The 17,614-nt window shown below is 37.7% G+C and carries 14 protein-coding genes and 1 tRNA gene; 12 read left to right on the top strand and 3 right to left on the bottom strand.

Features of this window, described 5'->3' with window-relative positions:
* The first annotated feature begins 44 nt into the window (after positions 1-44).
* From glmM to ABD005_RS14285, 5 genes are all read left to right on the top strand, one after another.
* Positions 45-1,382 (top strand): phosphoglucosamine mutase, encoded by a 1,338-nt coding sequence (gene glmM, locus ABD005_RS14265; RefSeq protein WP_343818260.1) that lies wholly within the window; start codon positions 45-47, stop codon positions 1,380-1,382.
* 296 nt (positions 1,383-1,678) lie between these two features.
* Complete coding sequence (gene tpiA / locus ABD005_RS14270) at positions 1,679-2,449, top strand: triose-phosphate isomerase (RefSeq protein ID WP_215980396.1); 771 nt, start codon at positions 1,679-1,681, stop codon at positions 2,447-2,449.
* Between the two features lie 4 nt (positions 2,450-2,453).
* Positions 2,454-2,840 carry a preprotein translocase subunit SecG gene (gene secG / locus ABD005_RS14275; protein ID WP_215980467.1) on the top strand — a complete coding sequence of 129 codons (387 nt, stop codon included), beginning with the start codon at positions 2,454-2,456 and terminating at the stop codon, positions 2,838-2,840.
* 91 nt (positions 2,841-2,931) lie between these two features.
* A tRNA-Leu gene (locus tag ABD005_RS14280) sits at positions 2,932-3,016 on the top strand.
* Positions 3,017-3,170: 154 nt separating this feature from the next.
* A complete protein-coding gene (locus ABD005_RS14285; RefSeq protein ID WP_343818261.1) occupies positions 3,171-3,962 on the top strand; it encodes a phytanoyl-CoA dioxygenase family protein in 792 nt (263 codons plus the stop codon).
* A gap of 159 nt (positions 3,963-4,121) precedes the next feature.
* Here the strand turns inward: ABD005_RS14285 and ABD005_RS14290 are convergent, their stop codons facing one another.
* Complete coding sequence (locus tag ABD005_RS14290; protein WP_343818263.1) at positions 4,122-7,430, bottom strand: DEAD/DEAH box helicase; 3,309 nt, start codon at positions 7,428-7,430, stop codon at positions 4,122-4,124.
* A 260-nt stretch (positions 7,431-7,690) separates the two neighbouring features.
* Between ABD005_RS14290 and ABD005_RS14295 the strand changes: the two genes are divergently transcribed.
* The 7 genes from ABD005_RS14295 to ABD005_RS14325 all read left to right on the top strand — a co-directional run bounded on the left by ABD005_RS14295 (position 7,691) and on the right by ABD005_RS14325 (position 14,886).
* Positions 7,691-8,998 carry a DEAD/DEAH box helicase gene (locus ABD005_RS14295; RefSeq protein ID WP_343818265.1) on the top strand — a complete coding sequence of 436 codons (1,308 nt, stop codon included), beginning with the start codon at positions 7,691-7,693 and terminating at the stop codon, positions 8,996-8,998.
* Positions 8,999-9,285: 287 nt separating this feature from the next.
* The gene (locus tag ABD005_RS14300) at positions 9,286-10,494 is read left to right on the top strand and encodes an EAL domain-containing response regulator (protein WP_343818266.1); all 1,209 of its coding nucleotides are present in this window, start codon (positions 9,286-9,288) and stop codon (positions 10,492-10,494) included.
* A gap of 196 nt (positions 10,495-10,690) precedes the next feature.
* Complete coding sequence (locus ABD005_RS14305; protein ID WP_215980389.1) at positions 10,691-11,230, top strand: GbsR/MarR family transcriptional regulator; 540 nt, start codon at positions 10,691-10,693, stop codon at positions 11,228-11,230.
* A 143-nt stretch (positions 11,231-11,373) separates the two neighbouring features.
* Positions 11,374-12,747: a cytochrome ubiquinol oxidase subunit I gene (locus ABD005_RS14310; RefSeq protein ID WP_343818267.1), complete on the top strand. Its 1,374-nt coding sequence runs from the start codon at positions 11,374-11,376 to the stop codon at positions 12,745-12,747.
* A 4-nt stretch (positions 12,748-12,751) separates the two neighbouring features.
* The gene (locus ABD005_RS14315) at positions 12,752-13,750 is read left to right on the top strand and encodes a cytochrome d ubiquinol oxidase subunit II (protein WP_343818268.1); all 999 of its coding nucleotides are present in this window, start codon (positions 12,752-12,754) and stop codon (positions 13,748-13,750) included.
* Positions 13,751-13,867: 117 nt separating this feature from the next.
* Complete coding sequence (locus ABD005_RS14320; RefSeq protein WP_343818428.1) at positions 13,868-14,398, top strand: DUF6942 family protein; 531 nt, start codon at positions 13,868-13,870, stop codon at positions 14,396-14,398.
* A gap of 320 nt (positions 14,399-14,718) precedes the next feature.
* Positions 14,719-14,886 (top strand): hypothetical protein, encoded by a 168-nt coding sequence (locus tag ABD005_RS14325; RefSeq protein ID WP_215980386.1) that lies wholly within the window; start codon positions 14,719-14,721, stop codon positions 14,884-14,886.
* A 110-nt stretch (positions 14,887-14,996) separates the two neighbouring features.
* Here the strand turns inward: ABD005_RS14325 and ABD005_RS14330 are convergent, their stop codons facing one another.
* A complete protein-coding gene (locus ABD005_RS14330; RefSeq protein WP_343818269.1) occupies positions 14,997-16,085 on the bottom strand; it encodes a patatin-like phospholipase family protein in 1,089 nt (362 codons plus the stop codon).
* A 29-nt stretch (positions 16,086-16,114) separates the two neighbouring features.
* The gene (locus tag ABD005_RS14335; protein WP_343818270.1) at positions 16,115-17,467 is read right to left on the bottom strand and encodes an anti-phage deoxyguanosine triphosphatase; all 1,353 of its coding nucleotides are present in this window, start codon (positions 17,465-17,467) and stop codon (positions 16,115-16,117) included.
* Positions 17,468-17,614: the final 147 nt, after the last annotated feature.

Consider the following 17,614-nt stretch of genomic DNA (forward strand, 5'->3'; position numbering starts at 1 on the left):
TACAAAAATAACGACAACAAAAGTTTAATTTATAAGGATTAACCATGTCTAATCGAAAATATTTTGGCACCGATGGGGTGCGAGGCTTAGTGGGACAATACCCAATAACTCCTGAGTTTGTCATGAAGTTAGGCTATGCTGCTGGTAAAGTGCTTGCGGCGCAAGGAACAAAAAAAGTTTTAATCGGTAAAGATACACGTATTTCTGGTTATATGCTTGAGTCTGCTCTTGAAGCGGGTTTTTCAGCTGCAGGTATTGATATTGGTCTTTTAGGGCCTATGCCAACACCAGGTATTGCTTATTTAACTAAAACATTTCGCGCCGAAGCGGGTATTGTTATTAGTGCGTCACATAATCCATTTTATGATAATGGCATTAAGTTTTTCTCACAAGACGGTCAAAAACTTCCCGATGAAGTTGAGCTTGCTATTGAGGCCTTACTCGACGAGCCTATGGGCTGTGTAGAGTCAGCTAGTTTAGGTAAAGCGAGCCGAATTGGTGATGCGGCTGGCCGTTATATTGAGTTCTGTAAAAGTAACTTCCCAAGTCAATTATCGCTACAAGGATTAAAAATTGTTGTCGATTGCGCTAACGGGGCTACATATCATATTGCGCCAAATGTTTTTCGAGAGCTCGGCGCAACAGTTATTGAGTTAGCTTGTTCACCGAACGGCACTAATATTAATGACGGCTGTGGTGCGACTTCAATGGATATGATCAGTAAAGCTGTGGTTGAACACGAGGCTGACTTAGGTATAGCTCTTGATGGTGACGGCGACCGACTAATGATGGTAGATCATACCGGCTACGTTATCGACGGTGATGAAGCGGTTTATATTATTGCTAGTAATGATTTGAAATCGGGTAATCTGCAAGGTGGCGTTGTTGGCACCCTAATGAGTAATATGGGGTTAGAGTTAGCATTAGAGGCACTTGATGTACCATTTGCCCGTAGTAATGTTGGCGACAGATATGTTATGGAGTTGCTAAGAGAAAAAGGTTGGCAGTTAGGCGCTGAAAACTCAGGACATATAATTAACCTAAATCATACCTCAACGGGTGATGGCGTTATTGCTGCGTTAAATGTATTAACTGCGGTTTGTCAAAGTAATAAATCGTTATATGATTTACGCCAAGGCATTACGATGTTGCCACAAGTATTAGTTAACGTACGTTTTTCTGGCAAAAACAACCCATTAAAAGATAGCGGCGTACAAGCCGAAGTGGCTAAGGTTAATGATACTTTATCAGGACGTGGTCGCGTACTTTTAAGAAAGTCGGGAACTGAGCCTTTAATTCGCGTTATGGTAGAAGGGCCTGAATTAGACGAAGTTACGAGTTTAGCTAATCAAATTGCCGACCTAGTAAAAGTAGTTAAGTAATATGAGCTAAACCCAAGCAGCGTTATCGCTGCTTGGGTTGCTAAAGTAGCGCAGTCACCTGCAGCTCGCTTCGACTTGATAAGGTTTTATTGTGCCAAGCCCTTGTTAATCTGGTTTCATGAGGCGCTCGTCGCGGCAATTTTAACAATGAAAAGCCCGCGGTAATTAATTACGTACAAATAAGCTGCAATCAGTAAAAGATATTCACTTAAATACTTGTATCTTTTGCGTAGGTTAGTTACTATCTCGCGGCTTCATTTTAGCAATGATTTGATAGCATAAATTATGAGGTAAGTATGAATAGACGAGCAATTGTTGCCGCAAATTGGAAAATGAACGGTAATTCAGCCCTAGTCGATACTATGGTAAGTGGTTTACATAACATTAGCTTATCAGACAATGTTGATGTGGTAATTTGTCCAAGTTTTGTTTATTTATCTGAACTTGCCCATAAGTTAAAAGAAAATAGCTTAGAAAACACAATCGCGCTCGGTGCTCAAAATGTTAGTGATAAAGCTAGCGGTGCATTTACCGGTGAAGTATCTACCGATATGCTACAAGAGTGCTCAGTTAAGTTTGTTATTGTAGGTCACTCTGAACGTAGAGAGCTTTACAAAGAAACATCAACGCAAGTTGCCCATAAAGTTGCAACAGTATTAAATGCGGGCTTAACCCCTATATTATGTATAGGCGAAAGTGAAAGTGAGCGTGCAACTGAGCAAACAGAGGTGGTATTATCATCTCAACTGCAGCCAGTTATTGATGAAATTGGCATAGAAAAATTTAAAGATGTTGTTATAGCGTACGAGCCTGTTTGGGCAATAGGTACAGGTAAAACAGCCTCTAAAGAAATGGCACAAGAAACACATCAATTTATTCGTCAGTTTTTAGCGCAATGTGATGCTGAAATCGCGAATAAAGTGCCTTTATTATATGGTGGAAGCGTCAATGCTTCTAACTGTGAAGCATTATTCGCACAAGCTGATATTGACGGTGGTCTTATTGGTGGTGCTAGTTTAAAAGTTGACGAATTCAGCGTAATTTGTTCAGCAGCGAAAGGAAAATAAAATGTTGTATCAAGTTTTAATTATTGCCTATGTATTAATTGCTTTAGCCTTAATCGGTTTAGTATTAATTCAACAAGGAAAGGGCGCTGATATGGGAGCATCATTTGGTGCTGGCTCTTCAGCGACAGTATTTGGCTCTGGTGGTTCAGGTAACTTCTTAACAACAAGTACGACCTACTTAGCGGTAGCATTTTTTGCAATCAGCCTAATTTTAGGTAACTTAACAGCTAACCGTACTAAAGCGGTTGATGAATGGAACAACTTAAGTGTTCCTGCTGAACAAGCTGTTGATGCTATTCCGGCTGAAAGTATTGAACCTGCAACATTAAACAGTGATGTACCGGCTTCAGCTCCAGCTAAAAAAGAACAAGAAAGCGACGTACCAAACTAGTCGTGAGTTAATTTATTGAAGTTAATACTTCCTCAGTATTGCATCATTTAAATAAATTAATGTTAAAGTGAATAATAAGATTTAGTTTTGCGCGGATGTGGCGGAATTGGTAGACGCGCCAGCTTGAGGGGCTGGTGACTTAGGTCGTGGGGGTTCAAGTCCCCCCATCCGCACCACTAAATCATAGACTATAAAAAATAATAAACCGAAATAACCTTAATTAAGGTGTTTCGGTTTTTTTATGTCTGTTGTTTGTATTTTAAAGCAGCTTGCACCGTAACCCGTATTTTAGTCTCATAATTTATATAACCAGTGAAGCGTTTGTAATCTATGTCAATTAATTACCAGCAATACCGTAGCGAATATAATAGCCAAGGATATTTTGTTATTCGAGACTACTTTGATGAGCTTGAAATAGCCGCACTTCGAAAAACCGTATTAAAGTTTCATCAAGCATGGAAAAAAGACAATGAAACTTTTTATCAAGAAGAGGCGTTTAACTCTTCACTCATTACCGGCAGCGAATATTTAAAGGCAGATGATCGCATTAAGTTATTTAACTTTATCTGCTCTAAAAAAATAATGGAGGTTGTTGAGGCGCTTGTCCCTGAACAGCCTGCTTTTATGAATACTCAATTATTTTTTAACCCTGTTAACCCCGAGCAAAAAGATTTTTGGCACCGAGATTGTCAGTATGATCATGACTTGGCAGGACAACAAAAAGCGATTCAAGAAACACAAGTCGTCCATTTACGTGTCCCTTTATTTGACGAGTTAGGAATGGAGTTAGTACCTGGTACACACCAACGTTGGGATAATGAAGAAGAGCATAATGTAAGGCAGGAAGAAAAAGGGCGAAATAGTAGCGAAGATTTAACCTACGGGGTGAAAATACCACTTGCAGCAGGTGATTTATTAGTATTTTCTGCAGATATGATCCACCGTGGTTTATATGGCTTAGATAGGCTGGCACTCGATATTTTAGTTTTTGATTCAGCCGCTGACTTTGCAGATTATGTTGACGATGACTGTTTACCTGATCAAGCTATGCTTGAAAAAATTGACAACCCTAAACTTTTAATAAATACCATTGCCGCTAAAAGTGGAGATACCCTCTATTAATAAATAGTATGCATTGTTAGCGCCGCTACAACATATATTAACAATAAGTAAGTTAAGCAAAGCTGAGTAATGGATATTGGTTTTTATCGTGCTCAGTTGCTTTACAGAGCGTTTAACGACTTTAAACGCTCTGGGGATTACACGGTAACAGTGACTAAACTAGCTTAATGGGGCAAGTAACGAGTCTAAAATATCATCGGTTAAGCTGAGTTTATTGTCACTGACCTCTTCTGATAATAGTGCTTTGGCAAGTTCAGCTTTATTTTGTTGTATTTTCTGAATTTTTTCTTCTATTGAGTTCTCAATAATATATTTGTAAACAAATACGGGTTTGTCTTGCCCAATACGGTAAGCTCTGTCGGTTGCTTGATTTTCTACCGCTGGGTTCCACCAAGGATCAAAATGAATAACGGTATCTGCGGCGGTTAAGTTCAAACCAACACCACCAGCGCGTAAACTAATTAAAAATACTGGTACTTCACCTTGCTGAAATTTGTCTACCACTTCTTGTCGGTTTGTTGTTGATCCAGTTAACTTAACATAACCAATATTATCCGCGATAAGTGCTTCTTCAATTAAAGAGAGCATACTGGTAAATTGTGAAAATATTAATATTTTACGTCCTTCATCAATTTGCTCAGGTAAAGTTTCCATTAAATAGTCAAGTTTAGCTGACTGATTTACCTTTTTAGCGCCATCAAGTGATAATAGTTTTGGGTGGTTACAAACTTGTCTTAGCTTTAATAGCGCATCTAACACTTCAATTTGGCTACGCTTTAAGCCTTTGTCGGCAATAATATCTTTTAAGCGACTATCCATAGCTAAACGTACCGATTCATATAACTCCGCCTGTTGCCCTTCAATACGTAGTGTTTGAATAATTTCAGTTTTTGGCGGTAACTCTGTGGCTATTTTGTCTTTGGTTCGTCGTAATATAAAAGGCTTAATACGTTGGTTGAGTAACTGTTTACGTTCTTGATCGCCGTGCTTTTCAATAGGGGTTCTAAAGAGTTTACTAAATTGTCTTTGTCCGCCTAAAAATCCGGGTAATAAAAAGTTAAATTGTGCCCAAAACTCACCTAAATGGTTTTCCATTGGCGTACCGGTTAAACACAATTTATGTTGTGCTTTAAGGGATATAAAGGCTTGATACAATTTGGTTTTGGTGTTTTTTATATAATGAGCTTCATCAAGAATAAGATAATAAAATTGTTGCTCACAGTAATGTGGTAAGTCTTTTGCGATTAACGCATAACTGGTAATAATAATATCAACTTGGCGTTCAATGCCATTAGCACCTTCAAGGCAGTCAAAATGCTCTTTACGCTTACTACCGTGTAATACCTGATAAGAAAGCTGCGGAGTAAACTTTTCTATTTCATTGGCCCAGTTAAAGATAACGCTGGTTGGCGCAACAATTAATACAGGCTTGTTAAGTCGACCTTGCTGTTTCTCAATTAATAAATGAGCCAAGGTTTGAATTGTTTTACCTAAGCCCATATCGTCGGCCAAAATACCGTTTAATTGATATTCACGTAAAAACTGTAACCAATTTAACCCTTGATGTTGATAGGTGCGTAATGTTGCTTTTAAGCCTTCAGGTATGGCAACGGTGGTTACTTGTTGAAAGTTCTTTAATTTCTTCGCTAGCGTTCTGAGTTTACTTGTTCCCGTTGCTACCATGCCTTGATCGTCTAGCATAGATAAGGTTTGATGCCCTTGAAATCGAGATAGCTCCATGGTGCCATCTTTCGTTAAGGCATTAGGCATAAACAGTTCAATAAATTGTTTTAATATAGGCTGTACGCTTTGGTAGCGTAGGGCAACAAAGTTGCCTTTATCTAAGTCAACATAAATAGGTAAATCTGCAGGAATTTGCGTTTCTTTTTCACGATCAAGAAGTACAGCTTTGGGTAATTGCTCAATAGCGCCTAATAAAATAGGAAATGCAGGCATTTTTTTGCCATCAATGGTTAAGTTTAACCCCAGCGAGAAAAAATCATGGTCGTCAGTCTCAATAATTTCGGCATCAAAAACACTATTGGTAGCAAGTGCTTTGTAGTAAAAATTATCAGCAAAACTTATATGCCAACCTAAATCATTAAGTAGTGGTAATTCCTGATCTAAAAAGTGATGCCATAAATAGCGACCTTGCAGCAGCATTGAATATTTAGGATCTTTGTTTTTATTCAAGTAATCTTCATTAGTAAAGGTATAACGTTTCGCTTTAGGCTGCGGGCTAAACTTTAAGGTCATAAGCTTATCAATAACAGTTTGCTCGAAAGCCAAATCACGATAAATTTTTATTGTATTACCATCATCATCTAAAGTTTCGGGCGTAATAGTAACACTGTCATTGTGTGGATTAACTAAATTTCCTTGGTAGGAAAAGTTAACTTTTACGTAGCCTGATTGCGGATCTTTTTCTAGCGGTGTTGAAAAGTGCAAGTGCACTTCGGGTGTGCTTAAGGTTTGTGAAAACTCAGTCTTAGGTTTAGGCAACCGTTTTACGGCATCGCCTAGCGACATTGAGAGCTTATTCATTATCCAAGGCAGTTTATCTTCTTCAAAAATAGGGGAGTTGAGTAAATCGGCTTCAAAGTCACATTGAGTATTGGTGTTGAGCTTGCCAAAGCTGTTTTGTTCTTCATCATAATAACAAAGAGGTTGGGCTTTAATTATATGAATACTGCTTGAGGGCTCAGGTAAAATTAACTGTAACTTGTGTAAATGGTTACCAAGCGCTATCCATTGCCACTGGGCTTCTATAGGCTCACCCAATGTAATGGCGTCGTTTAAATTGTAATTATTATGCCAAAAGCAGCGATTACTTTTAATAATACGTTCAAATAAGTCAAAGTATTTAATATTGTCGCCATATTGGTTGGTGCGCATGAGTTCGGTAATAATTAATACATCATCGCTTGTTGCATAGGCACTATTAATTAACGAGCTAGGAGAGTGTTCGCTGCCAAGTGTGCTACTCCAACCACCGTTTTTTTTAGGTTTGGTTGACTTAATTGTTAAGGTGAAATAATCCCCGTCAACATAACTGTTAGGCTTTAAAAAATATAATAAAGATTTTTGTTGGATGTTTGGCTGGTATCTACTAGGTTGAGCTTGAAAACGGCTTAACCACTTATCAACGGTTTTTTCAGAAGAGGCGATGCTATTATGATCAAAATGCTCGTTAATAAAATGCTGTGCTAAGGCAGCCGCATGTTTACAATTTCGCCCAATGTAACAGTCGCAATAACTCGCCATGCCATCGTGTTTAATATTTAACACTAATCTTGTTAAGTAACTCGATTGGCGTGAACGCTCACTTAATACTACTCCCCTAATTATGCCGCCATCAAGGGCGCAAGTGTTAACGCCTTTGTCCTGAAAAATTCTTGTGCCTTTTTTCCATTCATTTTTACTAAAGTGTTTTTCAAGTAATTCAGGGGTAAAGGTGTTTTTGGTCATAAGTTTTAATTAGTTAGCATTCAAATAGTTTAGTGAGCGTATAAGCAAGAGAATAGAAAATAAGTAGAGCTGTAATAACAAATATACTGATATGTGAGTTTGTTATTTAATGCCATTAATTGAATTTATTTATCATGTTATTGGATAATAACACTGCGTCATGAAAGCTTCAATGTAGCGTTTTAGCGAATTTACTAACTGAGCGAGGCAGAAATACGCTAAAATGTGCTATACCTTTTTGTTTTGAACCTAATAATTTAATGACCTCAGCCAAAACACCAATCAATTTTACTGATCTTGGGCTAATATCGCCTTTATTAACACGACTAACAGAGCTGGAATATCTGCGAGCAACCCCCATTCAGGAAAAGGCTATTCCAAGTGTATTATCTGGACGTGACCTAATTGCTGGCGCAAATACGGGCTCAGGTAAAACAGCAACTTTTGCTTTACCGTTACTGCAAAAGTTGCACACTGAAAAGTTAGCTTCAGTAAAAAATACAAAACAGCATAACGGTAATTACGTTGCTGGGCTTATTTTGGTGCCGACGCGAGAATTAGCCAAGCAAGTTGCCGATAGCATAAAATCTTATGCGGCACATTTAAATGGTGCAATTAAAACCGTTGCGGTTTTTGGTGGCGTTTCAGTGAATACGCAAATGCTCACGTTACGTGGCGGCTGTGATATTTTAGTGGCAACTCCTGGACGATTACTTGATTTAATTTCAAGTAATGCTATTAAACTCGATTTAGTTAATACCTTAGTGTTTGATGAAGCCGACCGTATGTTAAGCCTAGGTTTTACTGAAGAGCTTTCTGCGTTATTAGCGTTAACCCCTAAAACTAAACAAACACTATTGTTTTCAGCAACCTTTCCTGAACAAGTACAAGCTCTAACACAAGAATTGCTTAATAATCCAGTTGAAATACAAGTGCAAAGCAGCGATGCTAGCACTTTAGTACAGCGTGTTTTTACCGTTAATCAAGGTGAAAAAACGGCAGTTTTAGCGCATTTAATTGAGCAACACCAATGGCGACAAGCATTGATTTTTGTTAACGCTAAAAATCACTGTGAGCATTTAGCGCAAAAGTTATCAAAGCGTGGTATTAGCGCAGAAGTATTTCATGGTGATAAAGGACAAACCGAGCGTACGCGAGTACTTGAGGGGTTTAAATCGGGTGAAATAGCAATGTTAATTGCCACAGATATTGCTGCGCGTGGTTTAGATATTGAAAAGCTACCCGTTGTGATAAACTTCAATTTACCTCGAAGTCCTGCTGATTATATGCACCGTATTGGTCGAAGTGGTCGAGCAGGCGAAGTCGGCTTAGCATTATCTTTAATTGATCATGAAGATTTTCATCACTTTAAAGTAATTGAAAAGAAAAATAAAATTCGTTTAGAGCGTGAACAAGTTAAAGGTTTTGAGGCTGATGAAATTACCGAGGACTCTATTTTAGCCCCAGCTAAACCTATGGCAAAACCCGAAGGTAGCGGAAAGAAAAAGCGTAAAAAGAAAACCACAATTAATGCCGATATTTGGGCGGGATACTCTGAGCCTGAGTAGGTTTCTCTATAAATTGGCTTATTCTTAATGTTAGCTGCTCTAAAAGTGACTACATTTAGAGCGGCTTTAATATTTTGCTTACCTCTGAGGCTGAAAGAACAACCCCCTAGCTATTTCGTTTTTATTTTACAAATGGGTCCAACTGCTTTCATTGAGCTTTTATAGGCAACAATGAAAAGGTTAATTCAGTTAAATATTTGCTTTTCGTCGTACAGAGTTAATACTTAACCATGTAAATATGGTTGTTTATTGAACCGTAGGCGTAACTTGTATTGGCAGGAGGCTACATGAAAGCAACAACGGAACGACCTAGCTTTGATTGGTTAAATGTACTGTTAGTAGATGATAGCCAAGCTATTTTAAGCTATGTAAGCAAAGTACTAGTGAATAACTTCAATATCAGGCACCAACATGTCGCTACTTCAGCTCCCGAAGCCATGCAAATACTTCGTCAAAGTACACAAATAAATTTACTCTTTTTAGATCTTAATATGCCAAATATTGATGGAATTCAGTTATTAGAAAAACTGAGTAAACTTGAATATAAAGGTTATGTTGTGATCATGAGTGGCATTTCTACAAAAATAATTTCATCGGTTGGTTTATTAGCTAAAAAGTATGGCTTGAATTACCTAGGCACTTTAGTAAAACCCATTCATGAAGATGATTTTGAAAATATATTTAATAAAATAGGTACTTCAAGAGTAAAACGCCCAACATTAGAGTCATTAAAAAACTATGAAATTATTAGGGCGATTAAAAGCGATAATATTGAAGTGCGTTATCAGCCACAAGTTGAGTTATCTAGTCGAGGATTTATCGGCGTTGAAGCTTTATGCCGTATGAACCACCCCAGTTTAGGTATGGTTTCTCCTGATCGATTTATTGATAAAGCAGAAGAAAGTGAGTTGATAATTCATATTACTTTAGCGGTCTTAAAAAAATCAATGCGTGATTGGAAACATTGGTTTGCCTATGGGCTAGATTTAAAACTTTCTGTGAATATTTCACCTATCGCGCTGCAGCAGCCTGAATTTGCAGATACTATTTTTAGTCTTCTGACAGAGTTTTCGATGCCAGCTGATAGGTTATGCTTAGAAATTACCGAGGGGGTATTAGCTAATGACCAAGCACAAGAATTGGTAAACTTAAATCGACTTAAAATGCGAGGTGTTGCTTTAGCGCTCGATGATTTTGGGCAACGACATTCAACCATTGAGCGTTTACAAGAGCTTCCCCTAACTTATCTAAAACTCGATAAAAGTTATTTTATTGATAACCAAGACAACCCCAATCAAATCTCTTTAATTAACACAAGTTTATCTATTGCTAAAAAACTTAATATGCGCACCATTGCCGAAGGTATTGAAGACAGTCGCGTTATGAGCTTAGTCACTGAAATGGGTTGTGATATAGCACAAGGTTATTTTATTGCTAAACCTATGGAGGCAAAACATATTTTAGCTTGGCAACGGGATTGGTTGTCGCTTACATAACGTTATTTTAGTTCCTACCTTATCCTGCCTTAGTTCCAACTTTAGTAGCAATTTACCTTTCTGCACTTATATGTAGCGCTAGTGTCAGTCATAACTTCCAATATTTACCAACAAAGTATTGCAAATAAACCTTGATCTAAATCAAATTAGGTTTAAACTTTCAGAATGTTCTGAAAGTTTAATAGTTGGTTTTTTAATGTTAATGTCATCGCAAGTTGAATCGTTCGTTATGCATTGTGGCGAAATGGGGAGCCGTTGGGGGTTCAATCGTACTGTCGGTCAAATGTATGGTTTGTTAATTATTAACGAACAAGCGCTCAGTGCAATACAAATATCAGAAGCGTTAAACATATCTCGAGGTAATGTCAGTATGGGCATTAAAGAGTTACAGTCTTGGCGTTTAGTGCAAGTACAACACAAACCTAAAGACCGAAAAGAATATTACACACCAGCGGGTAGTATTTGGGAAATGGCAATACGGGTATTTGAGGAGCGTCGTAAACGTGAGGTAGACCCTACTTTATCATTACTGCGCAGTAATTTACTGGAAACTCCTAATACGCAAGAAGCACTTTTTGCGCAAGAAAAAATGAAAGAGATTCATGACTTATTAGAAACAATCACTCATTGGGCGGCAGAGCTGCAAAGTTTAAGCCCTGAAAAACTCAATACGTTAATGAAATTGGGAGCAGGGGTGAGCAAAGTTATTGATATGAAAGACCGACTTTTAAAGTAACGGTGATTATAAATAGTGAGGCTTTGAGCCTTTTTATTAATATTATCGCTAGCCTTCAATATAACAATAAATAAAATCAACCGATTGCAGTAAGTCAGCATTGAACGTAAGAGCGCTGAAAATGCAATCATTAGGAGTCACACATGTTTGAAACCTTAATGTTATCTCGTATTCAATTTGCTGCGAATATTAGCTTTCATATTCTTTTTCCTACTATTACGATTGCGTTAAGTTGGTTTTTATTTTTCTTTAAATTACGCTTTGATCAAACGGCTGATCCCGTATGGATGCGAGCCTATCGTTTTTGGGTAAAAATATTTGCTATCACTTTTGCTATAGGCGTTGTCAGCGGTATTACCATGTCATTCCAGTTTGGCACAAACTGGCCGAAGTTTATGGAAACGGTTGGTAATATTGCAGGGCCGTTATTAGGTTATGAAGTGCTGACGGCATTTTTCTTAGAGGCGGGCTTTCTTGGCATTATGCTTTTTGGTATTAATCGTGTTTCTGCCAAAGTGCATACGCTCTCTACGCTAATTGTTGCATTTGGCACAACTTTATCATCATTTTGGATTTTAGCACTCAACTCATGGATGCAAACTCCGCAAGGGCATGAAATGAGAGGCGGCGTAGCTTTTCCCGTTGATTGGCTAGCGATTATATTTAACCCGTCTTTTCCTTATCGCTTAAGCCACATGTTATTAGCATCAGGGCTAACAGCTGCCTTTTTAATTGCTGGTATTAGCGCTTATAGACTGCTGAAAGGAGATGATAAAAGAGCCCCTAAACTGACGTTGAAAATAGCACTAAGCGTAGCGATGGTGTTAACCCCATTGCAAATATTTGTTGGTGATTTACATGGCTTAAATACACTGAAGCATCAACCTCAAAAAATTGCGGCGATGGAAGGAATATGGCATACCGAAAAGTCTGCACCTTTGCTTTTGTTTGCGATTCCCGATGAAAAAAACAAGCAAAATACTTTTGAGCTAGCGATTCCTGCCATGGCGAGTTTTATTTTAACTCATGACTTTAATGGCGAAATAAAAGGATTAAATGAATTTGAAGGTAATCACCCTCCTGTTAAGCCCGTATTTTATGCTTTTAGGGTGATGGTGGGGTTAGGTATGTTGATGTTACTTCTTGCTTGGTTAGCCCGTATTCAGTTATGGCGTAAAGATAAGTTACCTCGTTGGTTGTTAAAAATACTCGTGATGATGAGCTTTTCAGGTTGGATTGGTACGTTAGCTGGTTGGTATGTCACTGAAATAGGTCGCCAACCTTGGTTAGTTACCGGTGTATTAACGGTTAAAGATGCTGCAACGACAATCGCGCCAGGCAATGTTGCTTTATCGCTATCATTATACTTATTGCTCTATCTCGTTTTAATGGTTGCCTACTTACACACCATTTTTACAATGGCAGGTCGAGCTATTGAAATTGAAGAGATTAGCGAAACAGAGCAGCAACCATCACTTAAGCAAGCTAGCATAAACGCTACGTTAGCGCAGGAGTAATATTATGTTTGAAATTAATACATTAGCAACGATTTTTGCTGCGTTAATGGGCGTATCTATTTTGTTATATGCCATTCTCGATGGTTATGACTTAGGTGTTGGGATTTTATTACCTCTTGAACAAGCCGACAATAGCGACACTATGATAGCTTCAATTGGTCCATTTTGGGATGCTAACGAAACGTGGTTGGTATTAGCTATTGGCTTATTACTGATCGCGTTCCCTGTTGCCCATAGTTATGTGTTTGAGGCGCTGTATTTACCTACCGCGATTTTACTGATTAGTTTAGTACTACGTGGCGTTGCGTTTGATTTTAGGGCTAAAGCGGCTTTTAGTCATAAGCCTACGTGGAATAAGGTTTTTAAAGCAGGCTCTTTGCTAGCAGCATTAAGCCAAGGCTACATGTTAGGTATGTATGTTATGGGGTTTGAAAGCTCAATGGCGGCATATTGTTTTAGTATGTTAAGTGCTTTTGGTGTTGCTGCAGCATATAGCTATATTGGCGCATGTTGGCTAATTATGAAAACCGAGGGAGCATTACAAATTCAAGCGGTGAACTGGGCTAAAAAAGCTGGCTGGATTTGTTTTTTTGGTGTGCTATTAGTGTCAATAGTTAACCCACTGATAAATGCTGATGTTTACGCTAAATGGTTTACTTGGCCTGTCACCTTATATATTTTACCTCTGCCATTGTTATGTTTTACTTTATTTGCTGTGAGTTATCGCGTTTTACAAAACTTACCTAAAACAGAAGATAGACATTGTTGGTTGCCATTTTTTTTAACGGTTATTATTTTTACTTTATGCTTTATTGGCTTGGCGTTTAGCTTTTTCCCTTATATTGTGCCAGGCAAATTAACTATCTGGGAAACCGCTTCTGCACCTGAGTCATTGAGCTTTATTTTGTGGGGCGCTATTGTTGTTATTCCAGTGATTGCAAGTTATACCGCTTTTTCATACCGAGTTTTCTGGGGCAAGGTACAAGAATTACGATATCATTAAGCACAGTGTTTCCCTTGAGTTTTCTCGTTATTAAGTGAGCGAATGAAGCGTGTTATGAATAATAGTGATAATAATATGACAGCAATAATTACAGCGCAGCAGTTGGCCAATGAAAACATCGTGGAGGAGTTAAAAGGCTTTGGTGATTGTAACTTTAATTTTGCCGTTTACATTGCTAATCAACCCAATATGTTTGAATATCAAAATCTCACTAGCGTTAATCCGTTAGTGACTGGCGAAATAAATAGCATTAATCAAGCGTGTGGTAATGGTTGGCGTAAGGTTTTTAATGTTTATGCTAAGCTACTTTATGCCTTAAATAGCTCTTATTATACTTTTTCAAAAAATGCACAAACTTGGCAGCAATACCGAGACCACTATTTACTTCAACAACACAGTAAAACCGCATTACTTTTTAGCCCACCAGAGCTTTCTCGGTCAGATGTAGTGCATATTATTTGTGGTAAAACCTATGCTAAGCAATTATTGGCGAGTGAAAAAATACAGGCTTCATTAATTTGGTTAGATGACGAATTTGCTATTGATTATGCAAGTAAGCTGATTGTTTGTCCTTATTTTGATTACCGACAACTGTCCAATATTAAAATTGAGAAACTGTCTGAATTACTAACCCAGCTGAAAAAATAATAAAATAAACGTTGGCTTTATATTGAAGTTACTGTATATTCGCGCTTGTTGTTTATTCCTATCTAGTTTAATTAACAAGTTATCCATGAGATAACACGTGTTATGCCTTTCCCTTTCACAGTCAGTCAGCACCTCAAATAGTAAGCATAATTATTGTCATATTTTTCGATAGTGTCGTTAAATACTTTGAGTTAACAGTTCAAGTTAAAAAATTACGTAAAATCTTCTGTCATTAAAACAGATTTCATTTATAAAATTTTCATGTAAACAATAATTTAGCTTTCTTAGTCGCGTTTAACGCAATTTAAAGGAGTTTTATTATGTCTTATACCTATAAAGGTAAAGTAGTTTCAATCGTATCGCCGTTAGTATCAATCTCTGTTAACAAACTAAATGTTGTTATTAAAGATCAATCAGGCACACAATTTTTTGAATTTACTAACCGTATTGAGTCAAAAGATTTTTTAACACTATTAGTTAATAGCTAATTGTATTAAAAATGATTACTTAAGGTTAGCACCTTAAGGAAGAGCAACTAACTCATCGTTAATGAGTTAGTTGCTAAAATTTAGTCAAGTTCGCCTATTCGTAGCTTAAGTTACGCTTCTATAAGTTTTACTTTAGACCAATCCTGCTTCTCCAATAAGTCATGTAATGCTTGTGCTAAACGCTCAGTTTCACTTAATACCGTTAACCAATATTGAATACGTGTTTTAGCATCCATTTGAGTAAAGTCGTTTCTATCTGGAATTTTTTGGTAGGGGAGTGATTGAATGAAGCGTGCGGACGGCACTAGTAATACGGTATTATCGTAACTTTTCTGAGATACACCTCGTTTACTGCTCTTATCAAACCAGCCCGCTTTAGGCATGCTATTAAAGTGTGGGTATAAGGTTAATGCTGGTGACTCATTTACCGATACTGTTTGCGCATCTTCTAACGTGAAATCAAAATGGTAGTCAATAATTCCGCCATCTCGGTAGGTATAATTTGGGAGGTTAGTAATACTTTTTACACCCGACATTACCATGGGGATAGAGCCTGATGCTAATAAAGCTGATTTAATATTCGCTAATGATAAGTTGTGATAATGGCTTGGAATATTATGTGGATCGACAATGTTAATATTACTGCTAGGCGCTTTAAATACATAGCGCTGATACTGTAATGCTAAGAACTTTCGATTAATTTTATTTAACGTCATGCTAGCGAGTAAACCTGCGCCTTGCGCTAACTTACTTTCATAGCCCGTTAAGCCACGACACTGGCTGACAATAAAATGTGCTTTTAACTGCTTGTTATTTATTACTTCTTGAGCGCCATGCTCACCAAAAATATGGTCGACAATTGTTACTGCCTTAGTTGATATTTCATTTGCGGTAGGCTTTGTTGAATATTCTGTATGAGCGTAGCTATAAGCCAAGCGCTCAATTGCAGCCACAGGATTTTTTTGAGCAAAACAAGCGGCTCTAAAAGCACCTGCACTTGAGCCAACAATATTTAACGGTGCAGCATTAGCCATATTAGTGTTATTGAAGAACTCACTAAATATATACTTGTCTAATCCAAATAAAGTAAACCACTTAGGGCCGCCACTAGCACCTAAAAAGTGAGTAAACAAATGAGGGGTGAAACCGTGTGTTAATAGGGCTTTTTTTGCGCTTTTTCCAGCATAAATATCGAGCATAATTTTCTATTCGTTGGTGATTAAACTGTTTAACTAAGGCGGTAACCCGACTCGCTATTAGCGTGAAAAAGAGATTGATAAAGGCCCATAGCATAATCATCTGTCATGCCTGCAATATAGTCGGTAATAATACGTTGGTGATTTTGTTGGTTGTTTTTAGCGTGTAACCAACGTGCAGCAGTACTATCAGGTAATAATTTTATAGGGTCAGAAGAAAGTGCTTCAAATAATTCCATCACTATTTGTTGACCACGATACTCTTTGCGTTGAATCGATGTTTGTTTAATCACAAACTTAAATACAAAACGTTTAAATATTTGTAATACCTGTGCGCTTGTTTCGGGCAAGGTCGCATTATAGCGTAATAGTGGTTCATTAAAAGTAGTGTTGTGGCTAGTGTTAAGGTCGGTTAGTTCAATCGCGGTAATTAAGTAATTGACTAAATCTCCAATAACATCTTTTTGTAGGTGATGTTTATGGCTGAATAATTTTTCAGTTAGTCCCTTACAGAAGCTTTGTAACCAAATATCATCAATTAGCACTAACTTATTTACTACATGTTGTTCAAAATCATTAGGGCTGATCACTTGAGTGACTACGGCATCTTCTAAATCGTGAATACCGTAAGCGATATCGTCAGCAAGCTCCATTATTGAACAGTCTAATGACTTGTAATACGTTTTGGCGTGTTCGAGTTCATTACATGGTTGGCTTTGTTGTTGAAATAAGCTGCGATCGGCATCAGATAGTGGAGCTAGTACCCAATCAATAATATCTTGGTCATCGTCATATAACCCTTTAGGCGGGTGCCAAAGTGCGGACTTTAGTTGTCTAAAGTTAACAGGAACATCAGAGGTTAGTTGAGAGTGCAGTTTACTGAGTGTTTGCGGGTACTTCATTAACCCCAGTAGTGTTCTTCTCGTTAGGTTCATACCATAACTTTCACTAAAAGTTTCTAGTCGAGCAACAATCCTTAAGGTTTGTCCGTTTCCTTCAAAGCCTCCGTCGTTACGCATCATATAGTTTAATGCCACCTCACCACCATGACCGAAGGGCGGATGACCTATATCATGAGCTAAACAAATACTTTCAATTAAATTATCACTGTCGGGGAGTAAAGTATGACAAAGCTCAGGATATTTGTAACGTAACTGTGAAGTAATACCAGAGCCTATTTGAGCTGCTTCTAACGAATGAGTTAAGCGAGTTCGAAAAAAGTCACTGCCACGACTACCCATTATTTGTGTTTTTGATTGTAAACGCCTAAACGAAGCCGAGTGTAATATTCTGGCACGATCACGTTGAAATGGGGTTCGGTGATCTGCTTTGCGCGCCGTCACTTTTTCTAATCGTCGTGCAACCCAATATTTTTCAATTTTCATCCGTTATTACTTCCGTTAAATGAGCTTAGACAGTGACGCTTTGAAGTTAATAGCACCTGACACTGTGTTACTTATTGATAAATGTGGTCACAGAGTGTTTTCATAACTATTATTCAACATAGATTTCATTAATGTTACTATAGTTTT

Source organism: Colwellia asteriadis (assembly GCF_039523295.1).
In the GTDB taxonomy this organism is placed as follows: domain Bacteria; phylum Pseudomonadota; class Gammaproteobacteria; order Enterobacterales; family Alteromonadaceae; genus Colwellia; species Colwellia asteriadis.